The organism is Pseudomonas sp. stari2 (genome assembly GCF_040760005.1).
Lineage (GTDB): Bacteria > Pseudomonadota > Gammaproteobacteria > Pseudomonadales > Pseudomonadaceae > Aquipseudomonas.
The window spans coordinates 1046109-1059066 of sequence record NZ_CP099760.1 but is presented as its reverse complement, the minus strand read 5'-3'; the positions used below and the strand labels follow the sequence as shown (position 1 = coordinate 1059066).

Genomic DNA, 12958 nt, shown 5'->3' with positions numbered 1-12958 from the left:
TGACGGCCAGCGAAGTCGGGATCCCTCAGTTCAAGGAGATTCATATGAAACGTTCTGTACTGTTAGGTCTGTTCGTTACTGCCTCGATGATGGCTTCCACGTCCTTTGCTGCAGACAAGCCTGCCGACCTGTGCGATGCCAATATCCAGACCATCAACAATGCCAAGGGGCAGCTGTCTTCGTCGCCCGAACTGAGCCAGCGTGCTGAAACCAGCGTACAAAAGGCCCAGGCGCTCAAGGCCCAGGGCAAGATCGATGACTGTGTTGCGGAAACCTCGCAAACCATTCTGGAACTGCGCAAATCCACCGGCACCAACAATTGATCCAGGCCCGGCCAACCTTCGGGTTGGCCTTGCGGGCCGTTTGGCGTACACTGCACGTGCTTGTTGCTCGAACAGATGTACCGGGCAATGAGTTCGGGGCCGTTTAGGATTCGACGCCGGTTGCGAAACTCTAGGTGCATGCCGACTTGGTAACAGAAGTCGTAAATCCACTGTTGCAACTTCTTATAGTTGCCAATGACGACCAATACGGTGCTGCTCTCGCTGCTTAATTGCAGCTGACATGCACTCCTGGTGCCTTCGGGCCCAGCAATCATCAGGGGATGTCTGTAAACCCGAAATGATTGTCATATAGAACAGAATCGCCGTGCAGTACGTTGTGGACGAAGCGGCTAAAACTTACACAACTCGCCCAAAGCACCCTGCCCGTCGGGTCGCTGAGGGTTAACTTAATAGACACGGCTACGCATGTAGTACCGACAGCGGAGTACTGGCGGACGGGGGTTCAAATCCCCCCGGCTCCACCAACTCTCAACGACAAGGCCCGCCAAGTGCGGGCCTTGTTGCATCTGGGGATTTATATCCGGAGAGCTCATGCGCCAGGCACTGCTGATCATCGACGTACGGCCCTGCTTTTCCCCGCCGCAATGGCTGGTCGACGGCATCCGGTCGCTCATCGGCACGCTGCCCAGTATCGCCACAGTCGAACGTCACGACGAAAGCCGCACACCTTTCCAGCGCCAGCTTGGCTGGCACCCGGCGGCGGACGATGACAGCCTGATCGCTGCGGATCTCATTTTCATCAAGTACGGGTATGCGCCGTCGCTGGACACGATCGATTATCTGAAAAGCCTGAACCTGGATCGCGTGCTGGTCTGCAGACCGAGACTTGCTGCCTCGCTGCCGGATTTGCGCTGTTTGATGCTGGGTTGCAGCCGACGTTACTGACCGATCTCACCGTGGGTTCTTCTTTGGATCGTTCGGGCGGTCTGGGTGTGCGGTTATGGGAACATCATTTCAAGCACACGTTGACGTCGAGTGAACTTCGCTCCTGCCTACAGGCGTCCTAGGAAGTTTCCTGCAGCACGCGTCGATTCTAATGTACTGGTTCAAGATGCTTCCGAGCGCTAGTCTTCGCGCTCCGCTGCGAGCCGGCAGATGGTTTACCAAAGGAATTCGCCGGAAGCCTGAAACCATGGAGCCTTGTCATGAGAAAGACACTCAAAGACAAATGAAAAAGGGGGACTGATTGATTTCCTTCAAAATAAATCTGCCCCCCTTTTCACTCTTTTCACTCACACCAACCACAATTCTTATCAGCACCTATTACATGAAGAACTTAACAGACTGACTTTTCTAGAAACGCACTCTACCTCTGTGGGTAAAGCCTCAGTTTATCCAGCAGCCTTCACTAGCCGAATCAAAAAAATTTATGTTCCGAATGCCTATACCACGCAGAGCCTCTTCTGCTCTCTGCATATATCCTGCATCTTCATTCCAAACTGATACCGCTACGCGAGTAACATTTGATCGCCGCAACTGATCGATTACATGCTGATCTTGCACCGATATATTCCAGCCATATATCACCAGAGAGTCACTCAGGGAAGGAACTACCTCTCTATAGACGCGCTGCAGATACGATGCGCTTTCAATAGCAGACTTCTTATGCTCGGCGGTCCCTTCACATACAAACAATGGAATTGCGCCTCTCCCTTCCCAGCTATCTAGAATCACATCGAGTAATCTTTCGTCGCCACCTGCTAACTTTACTTCTGCGCCAGTTTCAGAACGGGCAAGAACCAAATTTCCGTGCGGATAAAAAACCAATGTGGATCTTTCCGCGCCGAATGGCTCCCTCAACGACTCCCAATCATCACGAAAACTCCGAGGCATAAATCCATCTTTAAACCAACGACCTAAAGTCCTATTACCAAACATCATTGCCCAATACACAATAAGATCATAATTCAGGGAAACGACGGTATCGAATCCTTTTAAAAATCTATATATATTGGGCAAATGCTCTTCGGCATCCGCATAGGTTACATGTGTCTCGCGCACTGTTTGAATCAATGCGGTTCGGACCTGCTGATATGCTTGTTCAACTGCGCCAGGCTGGTTGCCAAACGCTTCATTGACTAGAGAGGTATACCAGAGACGCCTAAGAACAAGTTCAAAGTCGGAAGTATTGAATCGCTGAAAGACCGTCCGAACAGGTCCATCGAGAAAACCCATCTGGTTCGCTGCCTCATACAATGATCCATACCCGAAATCAGGATGGACGGCCATGCTGGCTCCATTTCCTAATAAAATCGTGTGGTTAAAATTTTCGCGAATTTCTCGCCAATCAACGATGTTGGGCATCACCTTTCCTTGGTAGTTTTGTAGAATCAGAACGCTATCAGTCCTCTCGAACCCTGTCTATCGCCCTTAAGCCCACTAGCAAGAATTCGTTTACGCACCGAACTTTGCTCTGCCGCGCTAGAAACGCTCCTGTTTATCTAGACCGGCTCGGCAAAGTGATGTCAGGCAACGAAGGTCTTGCTTGAGCGGTTCCTTTGGGGGTGGATTCAAATATACCTCCCTAGTATTAGCCTCTCTTTGGTAGTCAAACACCCTCCACTCTGGACGCTGCCATCCTTTGCCGGAGATGCGTTACACCCACCTGCCCCGTAACACCGCCCCAATGTAGAGACCCACACGGGGTTACTGAATAAATTTCCTTTTGATACAAGTAGTTAGATCGCTCGAAACACTAGTAACACGGGATTGAGGCGGCATCTCCCCCGCTCCCCCGTTAATAACAATCCCTTCAGCGCCAAAAGTAGCCTGCCGGAAAAATCTAGTGGAGACTGAAGGCCTACTTAAAGCAGACCTTATTCGATCGTATCCGCATCGCAGCTGACAGCAGTCAGGCGTAAGAACGAGAGCCATTCATTTCCATGACGCCACTCCATCCGGCAGATCATCAACAGATACTAGTAGGTCTGGCTGAATCTTCAGCCCCGACCTTAAAAAACGCTGGGGGCCCTGGGTCCTTTCGATGGACACGGGGTCGGAAACCCGCCGGACTTTGTTAGCGGACAGATGCGTAGCTTAGTGAACAGGTGAACCGGGTGAACACACAGTTCACCCGTGCAATTGCACAAGGTGTTGAGAGGTCGCCGGGGCCCCTGAGCATTTCTGAATGGCACGGGACATAAAACGCGAGGGATCTTGGTAGTGGCTGATTTTTTCACGTTGGTTGACAGGTTGACTCGGTTGACAGCTGAAGGTGTCCATAATCATCAACACGAAGGCCATCGTTACCGATGCGGTAACGATGGCCTTTTTCAACCGAATTTCTTTCAATTTCAATGACTGAAATTTCAGTAACTTTGAAAACCTACCACTAACGCAGTCCCGCGGGTTTCTGACCCCGTGCCCCTAGGATAACCCCAGGGTACCCGGCGCCTTTTAGGCGGAGGACACCAAACACAAGCGGCTCAACTAGTATCAGACGGGTTGACCTACTGAAGGGTCGCATTATTTGGGGAAATGCTATGGAAATGATCGCCGTACGCTCTGATGCAATGACCGCCGTTGGCTACGATCCAGGCACAAAAAGAACGAGTATCCGCTTTCAACAGGGTCACTCCTATGACTTCTGCAATGTCCCTCCAGCAATACACCAAGGTCTGATGTCAGCCGCATCAAAAGGCTCCTATTACAACCGATACATTCGTGATCGATATCGGTGCTGAAGGGAGCCTTACTGTCATACCCATAGACCTACGCTCTTCCAACACAGAGGATGTGCAATGAGCTACACAGCTGAGACTTTCAACGTGATGATCGCCTCTCCAGGTGATGTTGCCTCCGAGCGCACCATCGTGCGTGACGTCATCTATGAGTGGAACGCGGTCAACTCAAACGCTCGGAAGATTGTGCTGCTGCCCATTGGGTGGGAGTCCCATTCATCTCCAGAGATGGGGGCTTCACCCCAAGCCATCATCAATCAGCAAATCCTAGAGAAATGCGATCTTCTTATAGGGGTATTTTGGACAAGGCTTGGCACCCCCACCGATGAGTATGCAAGCGGCACCGTTGAAGAGCTTGAAAAGCATATTGAGTCGGGCAAACCAGCAATGCTTTATTTCTCATCTCAACCCGTGGCCATGGACTCTGTCGATCTTGATCAGGCTGCGGCGGTTAAGAAATTCAAGACCGACTGTCAAAGTCGTGGACTTTATGAGAGCTATGATAGCCTCAGTGACTTCCGTACAAAGCTCTATCGACACCTTCAACTGAAGGTCAACGAGCACGCTCTATTCAACGATGCGGAACAACACGGCCTGCGTGAAATCATCGAGTCCAAAACATCGATCCCAAAACTATCTGGTGAGGCTCGGATCTTGTTGAAGGAGGCAAGCTTGGATTCCCACGGTACGATTATTCACGTCGACTACATGGAAGGAACGGACGTCCAAACAAACGGTAAAAATCTCGTCGCTGAAAAAAGCGATCGAAGAGAAGTTGCAAAATGGGAACAAGCGATTGCCGAACTGACCAACGAAGGCCTCATCGTCGGCCAGGGCTACAAAGGCGAAATCTACCAAGTCACAAATCTTGGGTATCAGATCGCAGACATGATCGCCCTGTAGGTGGCAGAAACCGACTCAACATCGTTCAGCGTGTATCCCAATCTGTACCCCTTAAAAACATGATCCGCGCGACAACCAATAATTACTGGGGTTTTACAGCCCAGTTCAAACGAACCCGGTCCACCAACTGTCAACGACAAGGCCCGCCAAGTGCGGGCCTTGTCGCATCTGGGGATTAAGATTCGGAGAGCGAGCTTCAATTCTTTCCGCCAGCATCCTAGGAAATTTCCCTCAACCCGCGTCGACTTCCATGAACTAGTCCCCCCGCCCCCACCCGGTTACCCTCCACCCCTTGCAACAAACAGGTGAACGGCACTACCCCGCCGAAGCGCAAGGATCACCCCTCACATGGAGTCCGGTCATGAAAAAAGACACCCCCGATCCATCCGAAAATCCCCCGGTTGCCGAGTCCAGGACGATCTCGACTTCCGAACGTCCCATTACCGTTGCCCGCAGGCGCAATTCCCGGCTTCTTCCGGTCGATCAGATCTTCAGTGTGCGTCCCGACGTCGACCTGGTCACGCTGTTGACTCACGCCAGCCAGAATCTCGCGGCGCTCAATATGATGGCGCATGATCTCGTTCACCGACCGGATGAGGTGCAACGTGCGCGGATCGTTGCGATGCATCAGTTGGCGGGGTTGGCGGAGATGCTGGTCAGCAGCGCCCTGAGCAAGCTTGATCCACTGCAGCAGGCGGCCGATTCGAAGCCAGTCATCTGCCACTGATTCTCTTGAAAGGGCCGAAATCAGGGGGCCTGGCGTCTTGAGCGAAGGTGCTGCGAGATGAATTTTTCTTCACTGCTCCGCTTCCGCCAAAGCTGTAAAGTCCGCTCGCTCATTCAAGAAACTACGGTTCGCCCGCTCTCCTGCGGGCTTTTTTTTGTCCGGGATTTGGCCACGCGTTTGTGTTTTCCCTCCCACCGCGCAATTCTGGCGATCAACCCCGCCCCCCCCCCCCCCCGGAGCCCCCAATGCCGCTGTTGACCCTCCCCTGCCAACGCCTGACGCTCGCGGTGCTCGACCCGGATCAGGCGCCGCTGGAAAGCGCGTTCTACCAGCGCAATCAACGCCACCTCGCGCCGTGGTCACCAATCCGCACCACCGACTACTTCTCCACCGAACAGATCCGCCGACGCCTTGAAGTCCAGGCCAGCGCTTTCGAAGCCGGACTGGCGGTGCATATGGCGTTGCTGACTCCGAACGGCGAGCAAATGATCGGCGCCTGCAATTTCAGCGGGATCATTCGTGGTGCGTTCCAGGCGTGTTATCTGGGTTATCACATTGATGCGGCCCATCAGGGTCAGGGCCTGATGCAGGAAGCGCTGGAGTCCGCCATCGCCTATATGTTCGAGGCCCAGAATCTGCACCGGATCATGGCCAACTACATTCCCGGTAATGAACGCAGTGCGCGGCTGCTTGAGCGCCTGGGGTTCGAGAAAGAAGGCTACGCCAAGGCCTACCTGAACATCGCCGGGCGCTGGCAGGATCATGTGCTGACGGCGCGAATCAACCCGGGGTTTGAGGCGCCGGATCAGCGCTGGTCGCGACGACTCGCGTGAGTTTCACAATTTGTTAAGCATTGACGAAGTATGCTCACGCCTCTCGCCCCTTCCGGTTAACTGAAACCTATGTCGTCGCGTGCCGTCACTTCCCTGTTCCTGCTTGCCGCCCTGCTGTTTTTCTTCGCGTTGGGTAACCATCAATTGCAAGGCTCCACCGAGGCCCGGGTCGCCGGGATCGCCATGGAGATGCACCTGGACGATGACTGGGTGACGCCCCGTCTATTCGGTGAACCGTTTCTGGAAAAACCGCCCCTGAGTCTGTGGCTGGATGCCGGCGCCATGCGCGTGTTCGGTGTTTCGCCGTGGGCGGTGCGGCTGGCGTCGGCGGTGGCCGGTCTGCTCAGCGTGATGATTCTGTACGGCATGCTGCGGCGCTTCGGACGGCCGAAAGCGGTCGCGTGGACGGCGGGGATTCTGCTGGCGACCATGGCCAGTTACTGGAGCAACGTGCGCGGGGTCGGCGAGGATGCGTTGCTCGCACTCGGCGTGACCACGGCGTTACTGGCGTTTTTCCAGGCGCAACGCGCTTCGACGCCGGGTAATTCGTTGCTGTTTGTGATCGGGATTGCCATCGCCACGCTCAGCAAAGGCGTGCTCGGTCTGGCGATGCCGGGGGTGGTGATTTTCGCTTACCTGCTGGCCGACAACCTGATAGACAAGCGCTTCAAACTGACCGAGTGGCTGCGGCCCGGGTTGTTGACCGCGCTCGGGCTGATTCCGTTGCTGATCTGGCTCGCAGTGCTCTATCAGCACGGCGGCGCCCAGGCCGTCAGAGAGGTCTTGCTGACCAACAGCGTCGGACGTTTCAGCGGCTCCTTCGTCGAAGCCGGGCACTATGAGCCGTTTTACTACTACATCGCCAAACTGCCCGAAGCGTTCCTGCCGTGGAATATTCTGGTGTACTTGGGGCTGTGGCACTTCCGTAAACAATTGAAGACCAATCGTTATCTGCTGTTTTTCAGCCTGTGGATCGTTGCGCAGTTCATCATGCTGACCCTGGCGTCGAGCAAGCGCACGGTGTACCTGATGTCGATGACGCCGGCAGCGGCAGTGATTGCGGCGGAATATGCGAGCGTACTGTTCGACAGGTTGAAGGACCGTAACAGCGGTTTTGTAGGATGGATCGCCCGTCATCGTCAGGCATTGGCGGCCGGTATCCTGACCGTGGTGATCGCCAGCTATCTCGGCGCCGCACAATGGGCACTGCCGAAGGCGGACAAGGAATTGTCGTTCCTGCCACTGACCGAACACATCCAGTCCCTGCAAGCCAGCGGCCATCAGGTCGCGCTGTTCCAGGCCAACGAACGGGTTGGCGGCGCCAGCGTGTTCTACACCCAGAGCGTCCTCAAGGGCCTGGACACCGATGCGCAACTGAAGGATTACCTCAGTGCCTCGCCTTCGAACATCGCGGTAATGTCGGGGGACAGCGAGCCCGTCGCCCCGTTGAAAGTGCTCAAGACCATGATGGTCGGGCGCCAGGCGTACTACTTCGTAGGCTATTGATACAGCGATGCACAAACGAAAAACCCGCCGGTGAGGGCGGGTTTTTCATTTCAATCGCGACGCTTCAGAGAGCAGCCTCAGGCTGTGCACTGAACACCTGTCGCTCACGCTTGCTCAACACCGGCAACTCCAGTCGAGCCCGACCATAGAACGCCAGCGCCGTCAGCAAACACGCCAGCCACACGAAGATACCGGCCCAGAACGTGTGGGACATGTAGTGCCAGCCCTGCAGGACGCGTGTGGTGCCGTAGACGAAACCGAGCAGCAGCGAGCCCCACAACAAGGCGCTGGAGAAGCGCCACTGATAACGCCGCGCGACAAAATACAGCGCCAGCATGGTGAAGCCGCCGGAGGCATGTCCGCCCGGCCAGCAACGACCGTCGCCGGCTTCATGGAACAGCTGGAAATTGTTGTACCACTCGATGTGGGCCATCTTGCCGCCGTACAGCGTCGTCTCGATCGGGCAGTAAACGCTGGTGTGGGCCTTGAGGAAGTGAATCACGCCGGTACACACCGCGAAGGCCACCACCACAAACAGAAAATCCCGCCGATGGTCAGCGGCAAAACGCAGCACCGGAGCCACTTTACAGCGCTCCAGAAACTCGCCGAGACGCGGGCGCTTCTGCGGATTGACCAGCGGCCAGACCACCGACAGCATCGCGCCGATCAAGGCAATTTCAGCGGTCCAGTTCGGAATGATCCGCGCCCACTTGTGGGTCAGTTTTTCGAAGAAATGAATCTTGTCGAGCGGGAAGGTGTGGGTCAGCGGATCGAACAGCAGGTTGCTGAAGGCAATGTCGATGTTTGTCATATCGAACATCAGAAACACCACAGCAGCACAAAACAGCGGAATGCCAACGTTGTAAGCGTAAAAGCGAGAACTCATCGGGTGGTCACCGTGCGCCAATCGGAGGCTTCAATGAAGCCGAGCATTTTGGGAGCCGCCGGGTTGGCAGCGGAAACGAACAGTGAGGATCCATAACCGAGGGTCGAGGTCGGCACCTTGAGGTCTTTTTCCAGCTGCGCCATGCATTCGCTGTGGGTGACCAGGATCAGGTTGCGCCCCGGGACCTTGTGCGCGAGCGCATCCTGCAACATGCGGCCCTTGCAGCTGATCAGCCAGTCTTCGCCGGTCGTCGCGTGGTTGAACATATAACCGGCAGTCTGCACGGTGCGGGTCATCGGGCTGTTGTAGATGTCGGCATGGTTCAGGCCCAGGTGCTCGAACTGTGCGCCGACGGCGACCGCGACACTGCGCGAACGGTCGGTGATGCCGTCATTGCCGCTCAGGCATGGCGCCGGAGAGTGATCGCAGCGCTCGACATGACGTACCAGCACGATCATGTCGCCCTTGGCCCAACCGGCCGCCAACGCCTGCGCGCCGGCCACATTGCCGTGGGCCAGATCAGGCACCGCCGCCGGGGCAAGCAGCCACAGGGTCAATGGCACCACCAGCGCCAAGGTCGCCAGGACAACCCCGGCGTTCCGATAACGGGCCAAACCGCTCAGGTCGATCGAGCGTTTGACGCCGAACAGACTCAGTCTCAATTCCACAAAAATCCGCCTCGCCAGGTCGCAGCACTGTCATTTGATCCGGCGAAGGTACAGAGGCCCCCGTGGGCAGCCAGTGAAAGTCATGTGAAAAAAGTCTTGGGATCCCTTGTTACAAATTCCGTCGGACAAAATCCTTTCAGCTCTCGGATTCGCGGCCGATACAGTCCTGCTTACACCCTTGCTGGCTCAAAAGAACAACAATCTTCCAGCCTGACCGACGATCAAGACGCACAACGTTTTCTGGAGGAATTGTGATGAATAGCTGGTTCGGCAACATCAGCGTGAACCTCAAACTGGGGCTGGGTTTCGGTCTCGTCCTGGCCCTGACCTGCATCCTTGCCCTGACCGGCTGGACCAGCCTCGGCGGCCTGATTGACCGCAGCAACTGGATGAGCGACATCACCCAGCTGAACGCCGGCCTGACCAAGCTGCGTGTGGTGCGCCTGCAATACATGCTGACCAACGGCGATGAAACCGCCGCGCAGAACGTGCAGACCACCCTCGACGGATTCGCTGCACAACAGCAAAAACTGATCGGCAGCTTCAAGAGCCCCGAGAACGTCAAACTGCTCAAGGAGCAGGCGGCGACCATCGCCGAATACCAGACGTCCCTGAACAAGATGCGCAATGCCTACCGCACCGGCAACACGGCACGTGACACCATGGCCACCAATGCCGAGACCGCGTACAACCTGATCGAATCGATCAGCACCCGCGTCCAGCAGATGGACATGAGCGAGCAGCGTTTCGAGCAATTCCAGGCCATCACCGCTGCCAAGGAAGCTTTCATCCTGGCGCGCTACGAAGTGCGCGGCTACACCGCCACCACCAACGCCGAGACCGAGCAAAAAGCCGTCGGCCAGCTGGACGTGGCCATCGCCAGCCTCAAGCAACTGAACGTGCATTTCGCCAGTTCGCAGCAAGACACCCTGCGTCAGCTGGAAACCGCGCTGACCAATTACCGCAGTGCCTTGCAGGCGTTCAAGAACGCCAACAGCGAAGCGGTGCAGGCGCGCAAGGAAATGACCGATCAGGGCGCTACCATCGTGACCCTGAGCGAGCAGCTGTATCAGATCCAGCTCGACCGTCGTGACATCGAAAGCGCACAGGCCCGCACCCTGCAACTGATCAGCACTCTGCTGGCGTTGCTGGTGGGCGTCATTGCGGCGTTCATCATCACCCGTCAGATCACCCGTCCGCTGCAGGAAACCATGGCCGTGGTCGACCGCATCGCCAGCGGCGACCTGAGCCACAACGTGATCGTCACCCGCCGCGACGAACTCGGTGTGCTGCAACAAGGCATCGCGCGCATGGGCGTGACCCTGCGCGACCTGATCAGCGGCATCCGCGACGGCGTGACCCAGATCGCCAGCGCCGCCGAAGAACTGTCGGCCGTGACCGAGCAGACCAGCGCCGGCGTGAACAGCCAGAAGGTCGAGACCGATCAGGTCGCCACCGCCATGCACGAGATGACCGCCACCGTGCAGGAAGTCGCGCGCAACGCCGAAGAAGCCTCGCAAGCCGCAGCCGCCGCTGACGGCGAAGCCCGCGAAGGCGACAAAGTGGTGAACGAAGCCATCGCCCAGATCGAGCGTCTGGCCAGCGAAGTGGTGCGTTCCACCGAAGCCATGAGCGTGCTGCAACAGGAAAGCGACAAGATCGGCAGCGTCATGGACGTGATCAAGGCCGTGGCCGAACAGACCAACCTGCTGGCCCTCAACGCCGCCATCGAAGCCGCCCGTGCCGGTGAGGCCGGTCGCGGTTTTGCCGTGGTCGCCGACGAAGTCCGTGGCCTGGCCCAGCGCACCCAGAAATCCACCGAAGAAATCGAAGGCCTGGTGGCCGGCCTGCAGAACGGCACGCAACAGGTTTCCGCCGTGATGAACAACAGCCGCGCCCTGACCGACAGCAGCGTCGCCCTGACCCGCAAGGCCGGCGACTCCCTGGAAAACATCACCCGCACGGTGTCGAACATCCAGTCGATGAACCAGCAGATCGCCGCAGCCGCCGAACAACAAAGCGCCGTGGCCGAAGAAATCAGCCGCAGCATCATCAACGTCCGCGACGTGTCGGAACAGACGGCGGCGGCGAGTGATGAGACGGCCAAGTCCAGCGTGGAACTGGCGCGGCTGGGTGGGCAGTTGCAGCAGATGGTGAGCCATTTCCGCGTGTAAAACCTGCACACGAAAGCCGATGTACAAAGAAGGGCAGCTGAAAAGCTGCCCTTCTTTTTTGTCCTGAAATTGCCATGTTCAGGAATTGGATGACGGGTTCTGAATCGCAATTACACACGCTTGGTCAGCGGTGTTTAAGGACACGCCGTGATACGTCCCGAAGCCCACAAAACCTTGCGCCGTTGCCTACGGCTACGCCAGAATCCGCCGGCTTGTGCGCCTTGGACTGGCTGCGTAATTTGATTGCGTCACTGATTTCCAGTGATCGAGCTTAGCGGTTCGGTTGTATCCTCGGTTGTACAGGTACGATCCAGTCAGGCACTCGCCTGCACTTGATGGTGGCTGTGCGCATGGCATCTTCGGATGCACCGGGTTTGGATGCTTACCGGTCCGCTAACTTGCGCACAGCTGCCTCCCTTTTGCTTAGCGGCGAAATGGATGCAGCCTCATAAAAGGTAAACATCCATGTTCAAAGTAACGCCAAACCCACCGCTCACCGAACCCACAACCCTCCCGGATCCAGCATCCCCCTACGAATGCCCCGGCTCGAAACGTTTCAACGAAGCCGCCGAACGCGCCCTCGATTATCACCTGGGCCCACTCAGCGCCCACATCATGGCCGCGCCCTACAAACCCAACACCCTCTATCAGGCCCACCCCGAAGCCGACACCGAATCCCTGCTGGTGGACGCCAGCGAATCCCTCGGCTCCGCCACCGTCATGCTCAACAATCATGTGGCACTGGTCGAGGGCAGCCACCGCAAGACTCTGCAAGGCATCGCCCAAATCGTGATGATCGCCGAAATGGCTGTTAACCGTGCGCTGGACAAGGTCGTACCGACGGATTGATGCGGGAGGTGGCGAGTGCGGTGCACTCGCCATTTTTTTGCACCCTGTAAAAAGCCCGCCGCCACACTGGTTTTAGTGTGGCGGCGGGCTTTTTGTGAGCGGTGTTTATCAGCCGCTGAGGTTTTCTGAACGTGATGGCAGATCGAGCTCGACGCCACCCATGGCGCCGAATCGATTGTGTATCCGAGTACCTAACCCGCCAGCTCGATCAACCGTAGCCAACGCGTTCTCCAGAGTCTGCCGCGCTTCGTCCTCCATGGAATGGCCGTTTTGGGCGGCAGCGATACGCAGTTGCTCTGTCATCTGCTCGTCGAGTCGAATAGTGATGCTATTCATCGGGCTTCCTGCAATCCGTGAAATGAGTGATCCCAGACTAACAAACCAACTC

At 56.6% G+C, this 12958-nt stretch carries 12 protein-coding genes, 1 other RNA gene and 1 pseudogene; 10 read left to right on the top strand and 4 right to left on the bottom strand.

From position 1 onward, the window contains the following. The first annotated feature begins 44 nt into the window (after positions 1–44). The 3 genes and pseudogenes from NH234_RS04675 (at position 45) to NH234_RS04665 (ending at position 1351) form a co-directional block, all read left to right on the top strand. The gene (locus NH234_RS04675) at positions 45–323 is read left to right on the top strand and encodes a hypothetical protein (RefSeq protein WP_085711868.1); all 279 of its coding nucleotides are present in this window, start codon (positions 45–47) and stop codon (positions 321–323) included. 95 nt (positions 324–418) lie between these two features. Next, positions 419–808, top strand: a transfer-messenger RNA (tmRNA) gene (ssrA, locus tag NH234_RS04670). Between the two features lie 67 nt (positions 809–875). Further along, positions 876–1351 (top strand): annotated as a pseudogene (locus tag NH234_RS04665) (cysteine hydrolase family protein). A gap of 319 nt (positions 1352–1670) precedes the next feature. Here NH234_RS04665 and NH234_RS04660 read toward each other — a convergent pair. Next, the gene (locus NH234_RS04660; protein WP_367255748.1) at positions 1671–2648 is read right to left on the bottom strand and encodes a DUF4917 family protein; all 978 of its coding nucleotides are present in this window, start codon (positions 2646–2648) and stop codon (positions 1671–1673) included. Positions 2649–3826: 1178 nt separating this feature from the next. Between NH234_RS04660 and NH234_RS04655 the strand changes: the two genes are divergently transcribed. The 5 genes from NH234_RS04655 to NH234_RS04635 all read left to right on the top strand — a co-directional run bounded on the left by NH234_RS04655 (position 3827) and on the right by NH234_RS04635 (position 7993). Continuing rightward, on the top strand, positions 3827–4027 hold the full coding sequence (locus NH234_RS04655; protein ID WP_367255747.1) for a KTSC domain-containing protein: 201 nt from the start codon (positions 3827–3829) through the stop codon (positions 4025–4027). Between the two features lie 57 nt (positions 4028–4084). Next, positions 4085–4927: a DUF4062 domain-containing protein gene (locus tag NH234_RS04650; protein WP_367255745.1), complete on the top strand. Its 843-nt coding sequence runs from the start codon at positions 4085–4087 to the stop codon at positions 4925–4927. A 361-nt stretch (positions 4928–5288) separates the two neighbouring features. Next, a complete protein-coding gene (locus NH234_RS04645; RefSeq protein ID WP_367255744.1) occupies positions 5289–5654 on the top strand; it encodes a hypothetical protein in 366 nt (121 codons plus the stop codon). 245 nt (positions 5655–5899) lie between these two features. Beyond that, positions 5900–6487: a GNAT family N-acetyltransferase gene (locus NH234_RS04640; RefSeq protein ID WP_367255742.1), complete on the top strand. Its 588-nt coding sequence runs from the start codon at positions 5900–5902 to the stop codon at positions 6485–6487. Positions 6488–6556: 69 nt separating this feature from the next. Continuing rightward, positions 6557–7993 carry an ArnT family glycosyltransferase gene (locus NH234_RS04635; RefSeq protein ID WP_367255741.1) on the top strand — a complete coding sequence of 479 codons (1437 nt, stop codon included), beginning with the start codon at positions 6557–6559 and terminating at the stop codon, positions 7991–7993. A 64-nt stretch (positions 7994–8057) separates the two neighbouring features. On the opposite strand, the gene NH234_RS04630 is transcribed toward NH234_RS04635, so the two are convergent. Both NH234_RS04630 and NH234_RS04625 read right to left on the bottom strand, forming a co-directional pair. Beyond that, positions 8058–8879 (bottom strand): phosphatase PAP2 family protein, encoded by an 822-nt coding sequence (locus NH234_RS04630; protein ID WP_367255739.1) that lies wholly within the window; start codon positions 8877–8879, stop codon positions 8058–8060. Continuing rightward, positions 8876–9547: a histidine phosphatase family protein gene (locus NH234_RS04625; protein WP_367255737.1), complete on the bottom strand. Its 672-nt coding sequence runs from the start codon at positions 9545–9547 to the stop codon at positions 8876–8878. The genes NH234_RS04630 and NH234_RS04625 overlap by 4 nt, the downstream gene beginning before the upstream one ends. Before the next feature lie 254 nt (positions 9548–9801). On the opposite strand from NH234_RS04625, the gene NH234_RS04620 reads away from it, so the two are divergent. Next, positions 9802–11721: a methyl-accepting chemotaxis protein gene (locus NH234_RS04620; protein WP_085734048.1), complete on the top strand. Its 1920-nt coding sequence runs from the start codon at positions 9802–9804 to the stop codon at positions 11719–11721. A gap of 465 nt (positions 11722–12186) precedes the next feature. After that, positions 12187–12570 (top strand): hypothetical protein, encoded by a 384-nt coding sequence (locus tag NH234_RS04615; RefSeq protein ID WP_085685558.1) that lies wholly within the window; start codon positions 12187–12189, stop codon positions 12568–12570. A gap of 108 nt (positions 12571–12678) precedes the next feature. Here the strand turns inward: NH234_RS04615 and NH234_RS04610 are convergent, their stop codons facing one another. Continuing rightward, complete coding sequence (locus NH234_RS04610; protein ID WP_367255735.1) at positions 12679–12906, bottom strand: Arc family DNA-binding protein; 228 nt, start codon at positions 12904–12906, stop codon at positions 12679–12681. Positions 12907–12958 lie beyond the last annotated feature (52 nt).

Coding starts and splice junctions, on each gene's coding strand:
- NH234_RS04610 (WP_367255735.1), bottom strand. CDS start 12,906: ATGAATAGCATCACTATTCGACTCGACGAGCAGATGACAGAGCAACTG.
- NH234_RS04635 (WP_367255741.1), top strand. CDS start 6,557: ATGTCGTCGCGTGCCGTCACTTCCCTGTTCCTGCTTGCCGCCCTGCTG.
- NH234_RS04620 (WP_085734048.1), top strand. CDS start 9,802: ATGAATAGCTGGTTCGGCAACATCAGCGTGAACCTCAAACTGGGGCTG.
- NH234_RS04640 (WP_367255742.1), top strand. CDS start 5,900: ATGCCGCTGTTGACCCTCCCCTGCCAACGCCTGACGCTCGCGGTGCTC.
- NH234_RS04615 (WP_085685558.1), top strand. CDS start 12,187: ATGTTCAAAGTAACGCCAAACCCACCGCTCACCGAACCCACAACCCTC.
- NH234_RS04660 (WP_367255748.1), bottom strand. CDS start 2,648: ATGCCCAACATCGTTGATTGGCGAGAAATTCGCGAAAATTTTAACCAC.
- NH234_RS04645 (WP_367255744.1), top strand. CDS start 5,289: ATGAAAAAAGACACCCCCGATCCATCCGAAAATCCCCCGGTTGCCGAG.
- NH234_RS04655 (WP_367255747.1), top strand. CDS start 3,827: ATGGAAATGATCGCCGTACGCTCTGATGCAATGACCGCCGTTGGCTAC.
- NH234_RS04675 (WP_085711868.1), top strand. CDS start 45: ATGAAACGTTCTGTACTGTTAGGTCTGTTCGTTACTGCCTCGATGATG.
- NH234_RS04650 (WP_367255745.1), top strand. CDS start 4,085: ATGAGCTACACAGCTGAGACTTTCAACGTGATGATCGCCTCTCCAGGT.
- NH234_RS04630 (WP_367255739.1), bottom strand. CDS start 8,879: ATGAGTTCTCGCTTTTACGCTTACAACGTTGGCATTCCGCTGTTTTGT.